The organism is Anaerolineales bacterium, assembly GCA_030583885.1.
Lineage (GTDB): Bacteria > Chloroflexota > Anaerolineae > Anaerolineales > Villigracilaceae > Villigracilis.
On record CP129480.1, the window covers coordinates 144,145 to 160,882 of the forward strand.

The following is a 16,738-nucleotide window of genomic DNA, read 5'->3' on the forward strand; positions in this document are numbered from 1 at the left end:
AAGCAATCTCACAGGTACAGGTTGCTTGAGATTGCCTCGTCGCCGCTTTGCGGCTCCTCACAACGACATTATTTTAGTGCGCGCTTATCAACATCTTTCAAAGTTTTATGCTGCACACCTGAGTTTATCTTCATCAACTCAGGGTTATCGTGGACTAAACCCAGCACTTCCTTCCAGGTGAAATCATCGCGTCCATTGAAACAAGCGTAGGCTTCCCGCATAAATTCCAAATCTTCGGGGGTATCCACCGTCCAGCGGTAATCGCCGAAGTCTGCCGTGTGATGGAGCAGGGCGATGCGATATCCGCGCGGGGAGACGCCGTATTCCAGTCCGCGGTTAATTTTATTCAATTCCACTCCTTCGTAAAAGTACGGCATGGCGTGTTCGCGATGCTGGGGTTCCCTGGCTTCCTTCCAGGCTTTCTTCAAGGCTTCAACGGTACAGACTTCCACATCCAAGCCGATGGGATAAGTACGATGCCAGGGCGGCGGCAGGCGGTTGCAGACGAAGTCCGCGGCAAAGACAAGTTCATCGGGGAGAAGCGGACGCCCCAAATCTTCCAGCGGATTCGGCATTCCCTCAAACCGTCCCCAGATGGCGTTGACCGCATCGTCGATCAGATCAGGATCAATGATGGGGCAGTCCGCGGTGATGCGGACGACCACATCCGCTTTCATTTGTCTTGCAGATTGATAATAACGGTCCAACACATCGAATTGACTGCCGCGCGTGAAGGGGATTCCACTGAAGTCACAATATTCGGCTACGGGGTCGTCGGATGAATCCGTTGTTGTGGCGAAAACGGTTTCGGTAACCGTGGCAGCCCGCGAGGTCCGCGCAAAGACGCGCTGCAACATGGGTTGACCCGCAATATCTGCGAGTATCTTGCCGGGCAGGCGTGAGGAGGACATGCGTCCCTGAATGATGGCAATAACACGTGGTTTCATGAAGCCTGCCCTTCAGAGGGAATCGGCAGGGCAGTCACAAATCCCTTCGCGCGGAATTTTTCGACGTACTCGCGCACCGTTTTATATTCCAGTCCAACCTGCTCGGCGATATCGAAGATCGTGTCTTCGCCTTCGAAGCGCATCATGATCTTTTCGATGGCGCGGTTGAGCGCCCAATTCTCGCGCCAATCGACCCAGAGACCGTGACCGCTGAGGAACACGGGGCCGCGGAATGTGCGCTTCGGGATGTAGTTGCTGGCATAGATGCGGATAATCTGTTCGGCAACCTCCGCCGCCCCGACGAGCATATCTTCGTGGATGATGTCGAGATTGTCATCGGTGGTGTGATACTCGTCGTAGGGGAAACGGTTGAGCGAGATGCACGGCACGTTGACGCCCGGTCCGTTGATGATGCGTTCATCGTTGGCGGGGTGGGCGGCAAAATCACGTTCATCATGACCCGTGTCGCGTAAAACGTGATGCGTGATACGGTCGAGCAGATGGTTATGCTGGCGTGTGTGATGCCACGCCATGCGGTTTTGATTGCCTGTCATCTCCATGAAGATTCCGCCGCGCAGATTTGGGATGAGCGACTCGTTGTGCGCAAGCCAGGCGATGGTGCCGATGGTCTCGGGTCCAAACCAAAAGCGGACACTCATCGAGCCCGCGGGAAGCGGATTCTCGGCGAGTCGCCGCGCCAATTCGATCGCGCTGACCACGCCCGCGCCGTCGTCATTGGCTTGCATGGGATGACAGGTGTGTGCCTGCACAAGGAACACGCCCGCTTCGGGGTTCGGTCCGCCTTCGGGGTGGACGACCGCAGTGGCAACTTTGAAACCCTGTGCGCGGTCGGTAATGAACTCCGATTTAATGACCACGTGATACTTTTTATCGCGCGGAAGTTTATCGAAAGCGTTCTTGGGCAGGCAGAAGCCCCAGTCACGTTCGTAGTATTTGAAGACCCACGGCACGGCATGCGGACGTTTCTCGTTGAAACACAAATGCGGCTGGAGTTCTTCAAAGGTCAGGACTTTATCAACGGGCAACGAATACGAAACGATATGAAGCGGATTGTCTTTGAAGTCAACAATCCGTTCCCCATCTTCGGTTTCGAGATACGCTTCATGAACAACATATCGCTCAGGCACGTTCCACGTCCAGACGGGAGTCAGCGGCGCGTAGGTCTCGATGGTGCAATTCGATGAATCGGGCATATACGACCCGACGATCTCCAAGGTCTTATCATGGTCATCAGAGGCGAGGGTGCGGTGCAGAGGAAAGAATTCCGCGAGGATGGATTTGAGGGATGGATAGGGTTTCATAAAAAATTTATCCACAGATTTCACAGATTGCGCAGATTGGTCTTCAAAATCTGTGAAATCTGCGGATTATTCATCCTTCTTGATGTAATACAACAAAAACGGATCGCGCTTCATCTCGCGCGCCGTGAACTCATAGACTTCATACGCCTTCATCAACTTCACATCCGCATCGCCGATTTTCGATGATTTAATAACACCGTGCTCTTCCATCAACGCGCCCATCGGGTCTACCATCGTCAGCACGCCCTTGTCCACGTCGCGGACAAGCATCTCGAACGTATCGGTATACGTGACCCCGTTCTCGTCCGTCACTTCGCCCGTGAACTGCTTCAGGAAGCGATAATCCACGCCCTCCATTTGCTCGATGTGATGAAAGAACGTCATGCTGTTGTTATACGACAACCCGATCACCATGATCTTGCCATCCAGGTCGCGTAATTTCCCGAACACCGAATTCCGTTCATACGCGCTCTTGTAGCGCAGACTTCCCAGCATCTCGGCGTGCTTTCCCAAAATCGCAAACGAATAGAACGGATGAAACACCCGCTTGGCGCGCGGGTCGGTGCGCACCAGTTCGGTCAGCACGCCCATCTTCGACGGCGTCGTGCGCACATCCCACGGCACGCCCTTGTTGAAATCGAAATTGAACGTCGGCATGATCAGCGTCCCATCCCCGTCCGTGCCCAAGGCCGACTCCAACGCCCGCACCACCGTCTGCGCTCCGCCGTCCACGTCGCCGAGCGATTTATACGAACTATGCACCAGCAGCGTGTCCCCTTGCTCCACGCCCAATGCGCGAAATCCTTCCACCAGTTTTTCAAACATCAACATGTCAACTCCTGTTTTCGACGAGGCTTCGATAGACCTGCATCAACGCCCCGGCGTTCTTTTTCCAATCCGCGCGCATCTCTGCCTCGCTTCGGCTTGCCCTGCCTATCCCGGGCAGATTCTCCCGCCGACTCATCGCCGCGAGAATCTTCTCCGTCAGATGATCCGCATCCCCGTCACGAAACAGCCAGCCGTTCTCCCCTTCCACAACCCACTCCTTATTGGCTGGGATATCCGATACAAGGCACGGAAGCCCGCATGCCAGCGCCTCCATCAGCGAAACGGACGAACCGTCCACGTGCGAGGGCGAGATGTACACATCCGCCATATGATACCAGTGCGGGAGGTCGGTCTGTGAGACCTGTCCGCCAAAGGTGACCCGCTCCAGCACGCCGCCGCTTTGCAGGATCTTGCGGATATGTGCGCCCTGCGAGCCGCCGCCGAGCAGAATCAAATCGACATTATCTTTTTGCTGTGCCACCTTGACAAACGCCCGCGCAAGCACGTCCACGCCGTAGCGGGTTTCCCAGGAGCGATTGCAAAAAAGTGTAAACGTTGAAACGTTCGAACATTTCAACGTTGAAACACTGAAATGTTCCAAATCCACGCCCCAAGGGAAGACGATGGTCTTTTCGGAGTTCATGCCGCAGGCAACAGCCTTGTCTTTTGTGACGTTGGCGTCGCTCGTGAAAAAGTCCGTGCGGCGCAATACGTAACGTGTGACCCATTCCCACCATTTATTTCTATGCACGTCATCCATAAGATCGAATCCCCACGACATCGTCAGAAGCGGATGCGCGCCAGCGAGGACGGCGATGAAGGCACAGGTTTGGATCGGACCTGCATGGACAAGATCAGGCTTGAGGTCGCGAAGGAGGCGTTTGAAATCCAGCACCAGCGCAGGGAGTTTGCTCCAGCGGAACGGTTCGCGCCCCCCTTTCCAGGTCACAAGACGTACATGTTCAGGGACGGGGCGGTCTTCGACTTGACGCAGATTGCCTTCGAGCTGGACGAAGAACGCCTGATGTCCTCCATCGGTGATGGCCTTGAGAAAGCGGTGATCGTGCGTGGAGTAGCCGAGGGAGAAATAAATGAGTTTCATGTTCCAAGTGCCAAGTTCCAAGTTTTAGGCGCGAGATGGCGCATTGTTGCGGCGTGGATTCTTAAGAATGCTTTGTTTCAAACCACCAATCAAGGCTTTGCATTTTTTTGCCTGCTCATAATGAGATTTGAAAACTTCCTGATCAATGTATTCGACATCTAAAGCAGCATACAACAAAGACTGAACCTCCACAGCTGAACGGCGGGCAATGCCAAGAAAGCGCGCAAACTCCGCCGTGGACTCACAGTCGAATCCCTCGGCAATGTTGGTCATCACGGAAACCGCCGCGCGCTGAATTTGGTCGCGCATCCCATAATCCTTCGCGAAGGTTCCATTGGAGGTGACCTTGTATATCCACTTCACCAATGTCCGCGCTTCCTGCCACGCAATCAGGTCTTCAAACTTTGTAATCGCAGCCATCTCGACCTCCTGACCTGGAACATGGAACCTGACACATGGAACTTTTTACCCACCCAAATCCGTCCAGCGCAACTCTTTACCGAGCGGCATATCATGAAACGCCTTCGTGCCAATGACATTCTCGATCTCATGCGGCTTGATCGCACCGATCGTGGCGGGACGCAGCACATCGATCATGTCTCGCGTAAATACTTCACCAGCCTTAATGTCGCGCGCTGCTCGCAGACAGCGGCGTTGGACAACTTTCGTCTCCTGCTCATTTTCGGCAATGAACTTATCTGGGGAGCCAAGCGAGCGTTCGAGCAGACGGGTCTCTTCCACCATCTTCGCCCAATTTTCAGGGTTCATTGCAAATTTGTGGTCGGGACCTTCGCGGTTATTGCTGTCCGTAAAGTGACGCTCGATCACACGTGCGCCCAGCGTCACTGCGCCGAGGACCGGGGCAACGGAATGGGTGTGGTCGGACAAGCCGAGGATCACATCGGGGAACATGGCTGCATAAGTTTTTAGAACATTAATATGCAAATGGTCGTAGTTGTCGGGGCTGGCAGTGTAATTGGTGTTGCACTGCATCAAGACCAATTGCTTGTTGATCTTCAATATCGCATGGACAGCGCGCTGCACATCGCCAATATCCGAAGCGCCTGTGGCAACAAAGAACGGCTTGCCCTTGGATGCCATGCGTTCCAAGGCTTCGATCCAGTCAATCTCGCCGGAACCCGCCTTGTACACTTCCACATATTGGTCAAGGAAATCAATCGCTTCAAAATCATAAGGGGAGGAAAAATAGTCAATGCCGACTTCATTGCATTCCTCCACCAGCGTCATGGACCATTCAAACGGAATGGACGCGCCTTGATACACCTCAAACACGGATTTTTTCCAGGCTGCCTGATGCGAGACCTGCCCGCCGCTCATGGCTTTGAAGCCATAATCCGAGACGATCTTCGGTGCATCGAAGTTTTGGAATTTTGCCGCATCCGCGCCCGCTTCCCTGGCAAGGCGGATCAACTTCTTCGCGCGTTCCATGTCGCCATCGTGATTGGCAGCGATATCCGCAATGAAATAGGTCGGGCGGTTCAAACCGATCGTACGCTTGCCAAATTTGATTTCCATTTTGTCCTCCGGGTAGTTGTGCCATGTCAGGGACCCTTCGCTATCGCTCAGGGTGACAAATCAAAATGATCTCCCAATCCTCCCCAAATGCGTGTTCTGGAAGGAGTCTTCATGTTTCAAGCCGTAGCCGAGGACACGGTCAAAGCTGGAGTGGGCGAGCAGGAGCGTCCCTGCAAACATGAGCCAGGGAGGGAAATGCAGGTAGCCCAAGACATACAGCGTAACCGCAAGCCCTTTGTGGTGGATCAGGTTATAGGTCCAGGCGCCGAGGCGGGGATTTGCCAGATAGCCGAGCATGCTCAGGTCTGGGGCAAAGAAGAGCAAGGCGAACAATCCCCAAGAGTAATCCAATCCTGAAAAAAGGAGCAGGGAAAGGCAGAAGAGCAGGAATTCCTCGAGTTTGAGTAAATTTTTCATGGTTCCTATGTGGACAACTTTATAAAAACTGTGGATAACTATGGGTAATATGGCAATTTTTGCGAGGAACTGGTGGGTTTTCAGTGGAAAAAAGCCGATTTCCAGCGGGTTGGGTGTGGATAAATCAGCTCACCGAACTGGCAACTGCGCTATCGTTATTGATAACTGCGGATTTTCTGTGGATAACCCTGCTGGTGTTGTGTGTAAAACTCGTTCAAACCTGTGGAAAATTCCGGGAAAGATTCACCCAAATCTGTGGATAACTTGTGGGCGGAAAGCCATAAATTGTTGGAACGGCGCGCCAGCAAGCCTGAAAAACTAACGGACTTGGGCGTAATGTCGCTCTCGCGCAGGCTGAACTTTCGGGCGATCTCCACGCCAAACTGATATTTGCTCATGGCCTGCGTACCGACAACATGATAGAGCCCGTTCAAGCCGCGCTGCAGCATTTTTACAAGGGCGCGGGCTGTATCGTTCACCAGCATCGGGCAAAAGACAACATCGGTAAAACCGCTCATGCTTTTATTGTTGGCCAGATTGTTCAGGAAAAATTCCGCGAGGCTTCGTTTGCCGCTCAAACTCCATCCATAAAAATTAACGCGTGCCACAATGGCACTCGGGTTTTCCGTCAGCGCCGCCCACTCCCCTTCCAATTTGGTTTTGGCGTACACGCTCAGCGGATTGGGATTGTCCTCTTCGGTGTAAAAACCATCCTTCTCGCCGTCGAAGACGGCATCGGTGGAGAAGTGGACGAAGGGAATATCACGCGTGCGGCATGCGCGTGCAAGCCGGCGGGGCAGGTCCGTGTTGAGGCGTTTGGCAAGGTCGGGGTTGTCATCGCAGGTTTCGAGGTCCGCAAGAGCCGCGCAGTTGATCACCCAGTCAGGTTTGGCAGAGTCAAGGACAAAGTCCACAGCATCCGCGTCGAGCAGGTCCTTTTTTACGAGCTTAAATGGCGCGCGGAGCAGTTTGCCGCGGTCCACGCCAATGATATCATGCGCGCCCATCGTCTCCTGTGCGAAGTTGAGGCCGAGCAAACCGCTAATGCCTGTGATCAATAGTTTCATGTGTCAGGTTCCAGGTGTCAGGTTCCAGGCGTCAGGCAACAGGTTTTCACCTGGCACGTGACACTCGATACCTGACACTTTCCTTATCCCTCAAGTTTACCCTGTGCGAACAAATCTTCAAATGGTGCGACGTACTTTTTGATGCCTTTCACATCCAGCCATTCGGTGTTGTTATCGCTCGAATAATAAAAGCCCTCGGCAAGGGGTTTGCCCCTGTCCTTCCATGAATAACCGAACCATGTGGCTTCCGCGGGCTGTACCACGAACATCGTATCGAGTTCGATGGTATGACGCGCTTCATCTTCAGAGATGAGCATCTCATGCAGTTTTTCGCCCGGGCGAATCCCGATGATGTCCAGCTCCGCATCGGGGGCAATGGCCTTCGCGAGATCGGTCACCTTTGTGCTGGGGATCTTGGGGATGAAGACCTCGCCGCCCTCCATCTGTTCGATGCAATGGATGACGAAACGCACGCCCTGTTCCAGCGAAAGCCAGAAGCGCGTCATGCGGTCATCGGTAATGGTGATTTTTCCATTGCCGCGTTGATTGAGGAAGAGAGGCACCACCGAACCGCGACTCCCGACGACATTCCCGTATCGGACGCACGAGAAGCGGGTGGCCGAGCCCCCGGCATAGGCATTACTCTGGATCGTCAACTTCTCCGCCGCCAGTTTTGTGGCCCCATATAAATTCGCCGGGCTGACAGCTTTATCCGTACTGACGGTGAGCACCTTCTTTACACCTGCATCCAGCGCGGCTTCGACGACGTTCGCCGTACCCATGATGTTGGTCTTGATGGCTTCCATCGGGTTGTATTCGCAGGCGGGAACCTGCTTCAACGCCGCCGCATGGACAACAATATCCACCCCGTGCATCGCGCGGACGAGACGCTCACGGTCACGCACGTCACCGATAAAATAACGAAGCGAGGGATGGTTATAGCCGCCCACCCGCATTTCATGCTGTTTCAACTCGTCGCGGCTGAAGATAATGACCTTCTTCGGCTGATGCTCCTCCAGCAGAATTTTCGTGAATTTCTTGCCAAACGAGCCGGTCCCGCCCGTGATAAGCACAACCTGTTTTTTCCAATCCATATTTTCTCCTATTTCAAGGCTTTGAACAAACCTGAATCTTTTTCAATGAATATTTCGCCGTACTTTTCGATGGATTCCTTCAACTCCCGTTCAATGAGTTGAAATTGATCTTCCTGCAAATCGGAAGCGGACGCCATCGAGCGGATATACGCCATCATCATGGAAACGTCCAGGACTCGCAGGCTGTCAGGATAGCGGTTCAATTCTACACGCAGAAAGTGCTCCTGTAATTGTTCCTTTCCGTTTTCAAGTGTAAATGACAAGGCGACCATTCCCTGCCTGCTGCCGCCCGCCCGTTCGATCCAATTCCACATTTCCCGCATATGGCCTGCACCAACGGTGGTTGCAAATAAAACACCGTCATCCTTCAAAATACGTTTGATCTCGATTAATGCCTGCTTTCGATCCGGCACATGATACAGCATGTGATTGGCAAGCACGGCATCGAAGATCTTGTCCGCATGGGGAATGGATTGTGCGTCCACCTTTTCGAATTTGAAACTGCGTCCTGTTGGCAGTAGATTACGCCACGCCGAATCCAGCATGCCGTCGGACTGATCGGTCAATGTGATGTTCCAACCGTCAGGGGTTCGACCCGCACACGATTTCCAAAGTTCAGCAGAACCGCAGCCCAGTTCCAATACCTTTGCATCTTCAGGCAGCGAGGCAAATGCATCGAACATCCAGTTGAACCAGCCATACGGGTTCGTGCTGAAGTGTTTATGGATTGCGATCCGCGCATCGAGATTGGATGAATCCTTATAATGGCTTGCTGGGATGTATTGAGGGCCGGTATATTTTGGCATGTCAATTCGAATTGCGGCAATAATTCACAAAGATCACTTCCCGAACTTTGTCATTCAACGGTTCCTGAATGGCGTGGAACATATCACACGCCTGCCGTCGCAGCGACCTGTCTCCGATCACGCGTTTGGCGAGTTGTTCCAGCCGCTCCGCATGGCCGGTGATCGCGTACGCTTTCAGGAACGGCAGCCACTCCACACGGTCCTCGGGACTGAGCTCCAGGCGAATGGCTTCCTGACCGAGAGCTGCCGCCTGCTCCCAATTTGCCAACTGGGAAGCCAGCTCCGCCTTCTGGAAGTAATAACACCAGCCATGCTCCGGCTCCTCCCCATAGACGTATTCAGGCGGAAGGGCAAACTCCGCATCTGTGATCACATTTTCGATCTTCGACGAGGAAGCAACAAGGGCTACGTTCACCGGGTCATGTGCAGATATTAAAGGCTGGCTTCCATCAATGACATGCACGCACGACGTTAAGGTCGGCTGGCTGATCACAAGTAAATTCCCATAGTCGAAGTCAACGGTATGACTGCGGTACCGCGTCTGATCGTAACGTGTGCCCTCCAAAATATCCTGCAAATGCTCGCCACTTAAGGTTAATCCTGCAATCGGATAAGGAACGGGTGTTTGTCCCGTGGGCTCAGGAAAATAGATGACGTTCGCCGCTTCCATCAACCCGTAGCCGCCCCCCATGCCCGGCAATGGATAATGAACAACCAGGGTCGTGCCCGCACGAAGTGCAGGCGCACGCCAGCTTACCTGCCACCAGAATTTCTGGAGCGCGGTTTCCTCCGCCACGGCATGCATGCCAATCCCATAATGTGCCAATGCCGCCAACCCAACCACGACATAAATCGCCGCATTCCGCACGCGCTGAAGCGACAAGGAATCAAGAAACGCGATCATGAAAACCGCAGCCGCAAGTGAGGCCGGCAGACCGTAATGGGAAAAGCCCGTGATGTTGACGTATCGATTCGCCAGGATGACCGGCAGGACGCCGAAGACCATCCCCACCCCGCCAAGCAAAAGCGCCTCCCGCCTGACCTTGTCTTGAGTAGCGTCCCGATCACTCCCCTGCACTGACGGCTTCATTCTCATCTCCGCAAAGACAACGAGAAGAATGACCACCCCTGCAATCAACAATCCAACCGCTGTATCGCGGAGGCGTAGTCCCTGCATAAAGGCGGGAAATTGGTTTATCCAGGCCAGAACACCGAGGTTCAACAGGCTGTTATAAAGTTGGAAAAACCAGTCCATCGACGTTGCAACCGGGTTGCCGATGAAGACACTCAATTGTCCGCCGACGTCCGTCGCCTTGCGCTCATTCGTAAAAAAGAACATGCGCCAGATTATGAAACCAAGCGGAATAATCAATGTCCAGGACCAGGCTTTAAGCGTGGTGACAAATCTTTTTCCATAATCAATTTGCGCGCCCCGATTGACAAACAGATACACACACAGGAAGCGGAAGGCTTCCATGCCGATGGCATAATCCACCAGGGCGATATAAGCCCAGCCGGTGAGGATGGCACCAGGAAGATAGGCAATTTTTGCGGGTCTATTTTTGGATTCGATTGCCTTCAATGTGAAAGCGATCGAAAATACCTGCAACGCCAAACTGGCAATCATGGGCTGGTACTCGATGGCACTAAACCACCAGAAATAACCGGGATAAATGGCAAACAGCAGGGCGGCAAAAAAAGAAAATTTCCCGTCTTTGGGCCAGAGCATGTTGAATATCCACAACGCGCCGACGGCGCTTAACCCGCGCCAAAGAAAGGCGCCAATGTGATAGGCCAGCGGGTTTGGTCCGAACAGCAGGAAATACAGTTCGAAGAAATAACCGCGTGCAGGGCGGTCAATGCGGAACATCTCATGAAAGACCTTCGCCCCTCCGATCATCCCGTCGTAAATGTAATACCAATCATCCCGGTAATAGGTCAAATCCCCGATGCGCGGCAGGTACACCACGGCGGAAACAAGAAGAAGGAATAAAACTTCAGGGAATGGTTTTCTCTTCCAAAACATTTTATTTCCTAACCACAATCAACGGATACTGCCCATTCTCCGCAAAGAACCCTGGGAAAGCGTCTTCGAGCCAGAAAACAAACTTCAAGAACATTCGTCCACCAAGGGGACGCACGAACCAGCGTAAAAAGCGTGTGCTTAAACTGCGCCAGGGTTTGATTTCAATTGTGATCTGCGACCCGATTTCATGCCTGAGCCATTCAGGTGTCATCTTCTCGACAAATGTTCCGGCGGGAATTTCCTCATTCGACCATTCCTTTTTCCTCTTTTCAGCACGTCCCGACAACTTGCGCATGATCCCGATCAATGGCTCTGCCATGCGACTGAGAAATGGGTCATTCCATCCGTTGACAATGGCAGCCGTCCGCCCGGGGGCCAGCACGCGGTGTATCTCCGCATATGCGCGCAAATGTTCGGGTAGGGCAAGGTGATGGATGGCGTGCATCGAAACCGCGCCATCGAACGTGTCTTTCTTAAACGGCAGGTTGGCGAGGTCACCGACAACGTACATGCCGTGGCCACCAATTCGCGTTCGGGCCTCGCGCAGCGCCTGGATGGAAATGTCAAGACAAACACGCTTCTCATAGCCTTGCGAATAGGTTTTGTACTCTTCGTACTGCACAGGACCCGAACCCGCGTCTAACATATATCGACCTGTGGGAATGAGTCCGTTCAGCACGCGCAATCGTGTCCTGTGGATGTATTCGCGCGAGACGGGGCGCAGGTCTTCAAAGCGGGCATTTTGATAATGCCCGTCATTCTCCTGCATCCAGCCAACCTCGTCATAAAACTCGCGGACTTTTTGTTTGGTGTCGTTGGTCATTTCTTTTATTCCATAGGGGCGCAGCGTCGCTGCGCCCCTACCTAAATATTATTTCCACGTAAACGGTTCGCCGACCAGAAACCCGAACGTATCCTTGAACTGCTCCATGCCTTCGTCGCTCAAGACTTTATCCAGTGTCCAAATTTCAAGGTCATCCCAGAAGTTCATCAAACGCCAGGGGAAGGGACGCGGATATTCAAAGAAGAAACGATAGGCATAATTCCAGGCAAACTCGATCTGGCTTTCGTTCAGTTGATGAGCGTGAATATCGTCCAGGACGTTTTCTAGTGCCGCATAGTATTCGTCCCATGTGTTCGGATCGAGCGTTATGCCGCGCCTGCGATAGTGGGTTTGTCCACAGGAAATGACGGGGCGTCCGTTCATCGCGGTTTCGAGGCCGACGGTGGTGGTGTAGGCCAGCCCGACATCGGCGATCTCGATCAAATCATAGGTGTTGACCTTGTCCAGCGCGCCGATGATATGGATATGGCTGGGGACCTCAGGCAGTGCCGCGCGGACAACCGTCCCCATGGACTTTGCCTGTGGCACAAGTTTCTCGCCAGGATGCACGCGGATGACCAACTGCATGTCGGTTCGTTTGGCGAAATACTGCACGGTCTTCGTGATCCATTCGGTCATGGATGAAGCAAAGATATCGCGTCCAAGCGTAAGACTGTCGCCGAGCACATTCGCGGCGAGCATGACCACAGGACGGTTGTCCAAACCAAGCATGGTGCGGGTTGTATCGGCGCCCTGTGATGAAACATACTGCCACAACCGCCTGGACTTGCCCCATACGCGCGCGCCGCGGCGGGCGTTTTCCAAGTCTGCAACACGCTCGAACATTTCATCGGTCATCGGCAATGAACAGCGCGCTTCGACAAGATAATCCGTCTCCTGCCGCATAATGGACGAGTTCTGCGCGATCCAGATCTGTTCGCGCTGGTCGTTGAACTCATAGGTGACTGCGTCGATGCCGAGATGACGAGCCACGCGGAAGACAATTCCCATTTCAAGGATCAAGCCGTTGGGAATCAAAACCACATCGGGTTTATTCGTCCGCATCCATTCGAGCATGGTTTTGGCGGCGAAGGTATTGCGTTGAATCCGCAGATCGTATAACGCGCGGTCGGATGGGGCGTTCATGTCCACTTCTTCGCGCATCAGCGTGTATTGCGAGTCCCACACAGAGACCTCTTCGATGTCAGCGTGGAGAGAGGCGGGGAGGTCGAAGGTTGAAGGTCGAAGGTCGAGCATGGAAGCGTGTTTGACCAATGGTGATAACGAAGCCAGCGCATCCTTCGTGTGAAGAATCCGCTGCCGCTGGGTGAACTTATCCTTGACCGTGTGCCATTCAGAGTAGGGCAGAGTCAACAACGTGACATCATGTCCCAGTCCGGCAAGCGCCAATCCAAGGTATGCGGATTGTTCGATCCAGTAATGAAGCGTGGCGAAGAACAGGACCTTCCTGCCGTGCGGTGCGTTCCCCGCAAACGGCTTGACCGCTTCCACCGCCGCAGGCAGTGACGTTTGCAAACGCGAAAGATTATAGTGATCCCTGCGCGCGCGATGCTTCTGTCGAAGCATCCAGTCGATTTCGGCAGTAAAAGGCAGGGCGCCAAAGATGTTTTTTAAAGTTGAATTCATCGCACTACTCCAACTTCTCAATCTTCCAATTCAAACGCGGGCGGATGGGACCGACGCGCGGCTCGCCCCACTGCGTGCCGGGCGCGCCCGAAATATCCACGTTGAATGCCAGCGCGTTCTCGTCCATGAAGTAGCGGCGAACGCCGAACGAACTCGCATTCACGCCAACCATATAACGACCTTCATTGAAAATATCTGCCGGGATTTCCGCGCGGCTGATGTAATGACCCGCGGTGCGCGTATCGAATTTTTCGTAAAGAGCAGGAGTATCGGTATCAAACGAGGCAAAAATATATTCGCCGCGCATCGTGCTGACATACAGCCCGACGCGCAAGCCCGTGATGGATGAATCGAGTTGGTATTCGAATTCCAGCTTGACGGGTTCCGTCGAGCGGACGGTATCCACGACCTTCCCGCCTCCTTCCCTGACCTTCAAACTGATCGGTGTAAAAGGCGCACTCGCCGCCGGGACTTCGTCCACAGTCCATGCCCGCTCGCCCGCCTGCGATTGTCCCGACGAAAGATAGAAGTCAACCGCCTCCTGCGAAGGAGCCCGCTTGATGAGCTGGCCTTTATTCAATACAATGGCTTCCTCGGTAAGACGAAGGATCGCAGACATGTTGTGACTGACGAATAAGATCGTGCGTCCCTGCTGCGCCACGTCCCCCATCTTGCCCAGGCATTTCCTCTGAAATTCGGCATCGCCCACGGCAAGCACCTCATCTACAACGAGGATTTCAGGCTCGAGATGCGCAGCGACGGCAAACGCGAGGCGCAGGTACATACCCGATGAATAGCGCTTGACAGGTGTGTCAATGAATTGAGTCACTTCGGAGAAATCCACGATCTCGTCGAATTTGGAATCAATTTCGGCCCGTTTCATGCCAAGGATGGCACCGTTCATGTAGATATTTTCGCGTCCTGTCAGTTCGGGGTGAAAGCCGGTGCCCACTTCGAGCAGGGAGCCTACACGTCCGCGCACACTGACAGTGCCCGTGGTCGGTTCGGTGACGCGGGAGAGAATCTTGAGCAGGGTACTTTTGCCCGCACCGTTGCGCCCGACGATGCCGAGCACTTTGCCTTCTTCCAAATCAAAGGAGACATCCTTCAACGCCCAGACGTAATTCTGGTTCATGCGCCGGTCGGATTTTCCGATCACCGCCTTCGCCAGACGAATCGGCGCGGAGACCGTGTCCACGATCACGTCGCGCAGCATGTTATAGCGGAACTTCGTCTCCGCCGCGCCGATCTTGTATTGCTTGCCGATGTTTTTTACGCTGATAGCAATTGTCATTAAATCGTGTCCGCAAAGGTCTTTTCCATGCTTCTAAAATAGAAGAGGCCTGAGACGAAGATCAAAATTGAGATGCCCGTTGAAACCCAAAGCGTGATGTCGGGTCCATTGCCTGCACCCAGCAGCGCCCAGCGGAATCCGTTGACCACGCCCGCCATCGGGTTGAGCGAGTACAGGATCTGCCACTGCTCGGAAATCACAGAGGCGGAATATGCCACGGGTGTGGCAAACAGCCAAAACTGAGTCAGAAACGGAAGCGCCTGGTTCACGTCACGATATTGGACGTTGATCGCCGAAAGCCAGAGCGCCACACCGAGCGCAGTCACGATGGCAAGCAGGAGGAAGAGCGGAAGCGTCCAGATCAAATTCCAGGCGGGCGTGACTTGATAATAGAACATCAAGCCGATGAGGATGACGAAGGCGATCGCAAAATCCACCATACCCGCGAAGACCGATGACATGGGCAGGATCAGGCGCGGGAAATAGATCTTGGTCACCATGTTGTTGTGCGCCACGAGCGAGCGGCTGCCCTGGTTGAGCGCAACCACGAACAAGCCCCAGGGAAGCAATGCGGTGAATGAAAAGACGGGATAGGGAATGCCTTCGGTGGGGAGTTTTGCGACGCGGTCAAAAAGGAAGGTAAAGACCAGCATGGTCATCACGGGCTGGATGACCGCCCATGCCATGCCGAGCAATGTCTGTTTGTATTTCACCTTCACATCACGCCAGACCATGAAGAAGATCAGTTCACGGTAGATCCAAAGGTCATATAGGTTAAGAGCGGCGAGCCCTTTGGTTGGTTTGATGTAAATGGTGGCCGGTTCGTGTTTGGTGAGTTCGGTCATTATCTAATCTTGTCTCGATTGGCTTTGAACCATTCAATTGTGCGTTTCATGCCTTCCTCGAACGAGACCTGCGCACTCCAGCCAAAGAGTTCCCTTGCGCGGGAGACGTCCAGTCCGCGGCGGGGTTGACCATTGGGCTTGTCCGTCTGCCAGGCTAATGTACCCTGGAAGCCTGTCATCTTCACGATCATCTCACTCAAATCCTTGATGGAGATCTCATAGCCGGAGCCCAGGTTGACAGGCAGGTCGCCGTTGTATTTTTCGGCGGCAGTCAGGATGCCATCGGCAGCATCTTCCACATACAGGAATTCGCGTGTCGGGGATCCATCCCCCCAGACCTGCAATTCCTTGTCGCCGCGTTCACCGGCTTCCACAGCCTTGCGAATGAGAGCAGGGATAACATGCGACGTCTCCAAATTGAAGTTGTCACGCGGGCCGTACAAATTCACAGGCAAAAGGAAGATGGCATTGAAGCCATATTGCGCGCGGTAGGCCTGCGCCTGCACAAGCATCATTTTCTTGGCAAGACCATAGGGAGCATTGGTCTCTTCGGGGTATCCGATCCACAGATCATCTTCCTTGAAAGGGACGGGGGTGAATTTGGGATAGGCGCATACGGTGCCAATGGCCACGAATTTCCCGATGCCGTTCTGATACCCCTGATGGATCATCTCAACACCCATCATCAAATTGTCATAAAAGAAATCGGCGGGATGTTCGCGGTTGGCGCCGATGCCGCCCACGTTGGCAGCGAGATGGATGACGACCACATCCTTCGGGTCGACACCGTCGAGCGCATCCGCATACAGACGCTTGATGTCGTTTGGGTCGACGAGGTTGTAATTCTCGATGCGCGGAATAAAGATATCCGTCGCGCCGCGCAACTTTAATTTCTCGATGACAAATGAGCCAAGAAAGCCTGCACCGCCTGTGACGATCACACGTTTGTTCTTCCAAAAATTATCTGCCATGTTTATCTCCTTG

The 16,738-nt window shown here is 53.7% G+C and carries 16 protein-coding genes; all 16 read right to left on the reverse strand.

Going from position 1 to position 16,738, the window contains the following annotated elements:
- Nucleotides 1-68 precede the first annotated feature (68 nt).
- Nucleotides 69-947, reverse strand: a complete 879-nt coding sequence (locus QY332_00780; GenBank protein WKZ36457.1) for a glycosyltransferase family protein — start codon at nucleotides 945-947, stop codon at nucleotides 69-71.
- Entirely contained in the window at nucleotides 944-2,269 is a 1,326-nt protein-coding gene (locus QY332_00785; GenBank protein WKZ36458.1) for a DUF4910 domain-containing protein, read from the reverse strand. The genes QY332_00780 and QY332_00785 overlap by 4 nt, the downstream gene beginning before the upstream one ends.
- A gap of 66 nt (nucleotides 2,270-2,335) precedes the next feature.
- Complete coding sequence (locus QY332_00790) at nucleotides 2,336-3,100, reverse strand: AAC(3) family N-acetyltransferase (GenBank protein ID WKZ36459.1); 765 nt, start codon at nucleotides 3,098-3,100, stop codon at nucleotides 2,336-2,338.
- Between the two features lies 1 nt (nucleotide 3,101).
- Nucleotides 3,102-4,199: a glycosyltransferase family 4 protein gene (locus tag QY332_00795; protein ID WKZ36460.1), complete on the reverse strand. Its 1,098-nt coding sequence runs from the start codon at nucleotides 4,197-4,199 to the stop codon at nucleotides 3,102-3,104.
- A 24-nt stretch (nucleotides 4,200-4,223) separates the two neighbouring features.
- Nucleotides 4,224-4,619: a four helix bundle protein gene (locus QY332_00800; protein ID WKZ36461.1), complete on the reverse strand. Its 396-nt coding sequence runs from the start codon at nucleotides 4,617-4,619 to the stop codon at nucleotides 4,224-4,226.
- Between the two features lie 45 nt (nucleotides 4,620-4,664).
- On the reverse strand, nucleotides 4,665-5,735 hold the full coding sequence (locus tag QY332_00805) for an N-acetylneuraminate synthase family protein (GenBank protein ID WKZ36462.1): 1,071 nt from the start codon (nucleotides 5,733-5,735) through the stop codon (nucleotides 4,665-4,667).
- Nucleotides 5,736-5,795: 60 nt separating this feature from the next.
- A complete protein-coding gene (locus tag QY332_00810) occupies nucleotides 5,796-6,152 on the reverse strand; it encodes a DUF4260 domain-containing protein (protein ID WKZ36463.1) in 357 nt (118 codons plus the stop codon).
- Nucleotides 6,153-6,307: 155 nt separating this feature from the next.
- Entirely contained in the window at nucleotides 6,308-7,219 is a 912-nt protein-coding gene (locus tag QY332_00815; GenBank protein WKZ36464.1) for an SDR family oxidoreductase, read from the reverse strand.
- Nucleotides 7,220-7,302: 83 nt separating this feature from the next.
- Nucleotides 7,303-8,313 (reverse strand): UDP-N-acetylglucosamine 4,6-dehydratase (inverting), encoded by a 1,011-nt coding sequence (pseB, locus tag QY332_00820; protein ID WKZ36465.1) that lies wholly within the window; start codon nucleotides 8,311-8,313, stop codon nucleotides 7,303-7,305.
- A gap of 8 nt (nucleotides 8,314-8,321) precedes the next feature.
- A complete protein-coding gene (locus tag QY332_00825) occupies nucleotides 8,322-9,119 on the reverse strand; it encodes a class I SAM-dependent methyltransferase (GenBank protein WKZ36466.1) in 798 nt (265 codons plus the stop codon).
- Nucleotide 9,120: 1 nt separating this feature from the next.
- The gene (locus QY332_00830) at nucleotides 9,121-11,145 is read right to left on the reverse strand and encodes a hypothetical protein (protein WKZ36467.1); all 2,025 of its coding nucleotides are present in this window, start codon (nucleotides 11,143-11,145) and stop codon (nucleotides 9,121-9,123) included.
- 1 nt (nucleotide 11,146) lies between these two features.
- Complete coding sequence (locus QY332_00835) at nucleotides 11,147-11,968, reverse strand: methyltransferase domain-containing protein (protein WKZ36468.1); 822 nt, start codon at nucleotides 11,966-11,968, stop codon at nucleotides 11,147-11,149.
- A gap of 48 nt (nucleotides 11,969-12,016) precedes the next feature.
- A complete protein-coding gene (locus QY332_00840) occupies nucleotides 12,017-13,615 on the reverse strand; it encodes a hypothetical protein (GenBank protein WKZ36469.1) in 1,599 nt (532 codons plus the stop codon).
- Nucleotides 13,616-13,619: 4 nt separating this feature from the next.
- Nucleotides 13,620-14,909 (reverse strand): ABC transporter ATP-binding protein, encoded by a 1,290-nt coding sequence (locus QY332_00845; GenBank protein WKZ36470.1) that lies wholly within the window; start codon nucleotides 14,907-14,909, stop codon nucleotides 13,620-13,622.
- Nucleotides 14,909-15,754 carry an ABC transporter permease gene (locus QY332_00850; GenBank protein ID WKZ36471.1) on the reverse strand — a complete coding sequence of 282 codons (846 nt, stop codon included), beginning with the start codon at nucleotides 15,752-15,754 and terminating at the stop codon, nucleotides 14,909-14,911. Before QY332_00850 ends, QY332_00845 begins: the two co-directional genes overlap by 1 nt.
- Nucleotides 15,754-16,725 (reverse strand): GDP-L-fucose synthase, encoded by a 972-nt coding sequence (locus tag QY332_00855; GenBank protein WKZ36472.1) that lies wholly within the window; start codon nucleotides 16,723-16,725, stop codon nucleotides 15,754-15,756. Before QY332_00855 ends, QY332_00850 begins: the two co-directional genes overlap by 1 nt.
- Nucleotides 16,726-16,738 lie beyond the last annotated feature (13 nt).

Excerpts from the sequence above, each read along its gene's own strand:
- QY332_00815 (WKZ36464.1), bottom strand. The coding sequence starts at position 7,219 with ATGAAACTATTGATCACAGGCATTAGCGGTTTGCTCGGCCTCAACTTC.
- QY332_00800 (WKZ36461.1), bottom strand. The coding sequence starts at position 4,619 with ATGGCTGCGATTACAAAGTTTGAAGACCTGATTGCGTGGCAGGAAGCG.
- QY332_00850 (WKZ36471.1), bottom strand. The coding sequence starts at position 15,754 with ATGACCGAACTCACCAAACACGAACCGGCCACCATTTACATCAAACCA.
- QY332_00785 (WKZ36458.1), bottom strand. The coding sequence starts at position 2,269 with ATGAAACCCTATCCATCCCTCAAATCCATCCTCGCGGAATTCTTTCCT.
- QY332_00795 (WKZ36460.1), bottom strand. The coding sequence starts at position 4,199 with ATGAAACTCATTTATTTCTCCCTCGGCTACTCCACGCACGATCACCGC.
- QY332_00790 (WKZ36459.1), bottom strand. The coding sequence starts at position 3,100 with ATGTTGATGTTTGAAAAACTGGTGGAAGGATTTCGCGCATTGGGCGTG.
- QY332_00780 (WKZ36457.1), bottom strand. The coding sequence starts at position 947 with ATGAAACCACGTGTTATTGCCATCATTCAGGGACGCATGTCCTCCTCA.
- QY332_00840 (WKZ36469.1), bottom strand. The coding sequence starts at position 13,615 with ATGAATTCAACTTTAAAAAACATCTTTGGCGCCCTGCCTTTTACTGCC.
- pseB (WKZ36465.1), bottom strand. The coding sequence starts at position 8,313 with ATGGATTGGAAAAAACAGGTTGTGCTTATCACGGGCGGGACCGGCTCG.
- QY332_00830 (WKZ36467.1), bottom strand. The coding sequence starts at position 11,145 with ATGTTTTGGAAGAGAAAACCATTCCCTGAAGTTTTATTCCTTCTTCTT.
- QY332_00825 (WKZ36466.1), bottom strand. The coding sequence starts at position 9,119 with ATGCCAAAATATACCGGCCCTCAATACATCCCAGCAAGCCATTATAAG.
- QY332_00845 (WKZ36470.1), bottom strand. The coding sequence starts at position 14,909 with ATGACAATTGCTATCAGCGTAAAAAACATCGGCAAGCAATACAAGATC.
- QY332_00805 (WKZ36462.1), bottom strand. The coding sequence starts at position 5,735 with ATGGAAATCAAATTTGGCAAGCGTACGATCGGTTTGAACCGCCCGACC.
- QY332_00835 (WKZ36468.1), bottom strand. The coding sequence starts at position 11,968 with ATGACCAACGACACCAAACAAAAAGTCCGCGAGTTTTATGACGAGGTT.
- QY332_00855 (WKZ36472.1), bottom strand. The coding sequence starts at position 16,725 with ATGGCAGATAATTTTTGGAAGAACAAACGTGTGATCGTCACAGGCGGT.
- QY332_00810 (WKZ36463.1), bottom strand. The coding sequence starts at position 6,152 with ATGAAAAATTTACTCAAACTCGAGGAATTCCTGCTCTTCTGCCTTTCC.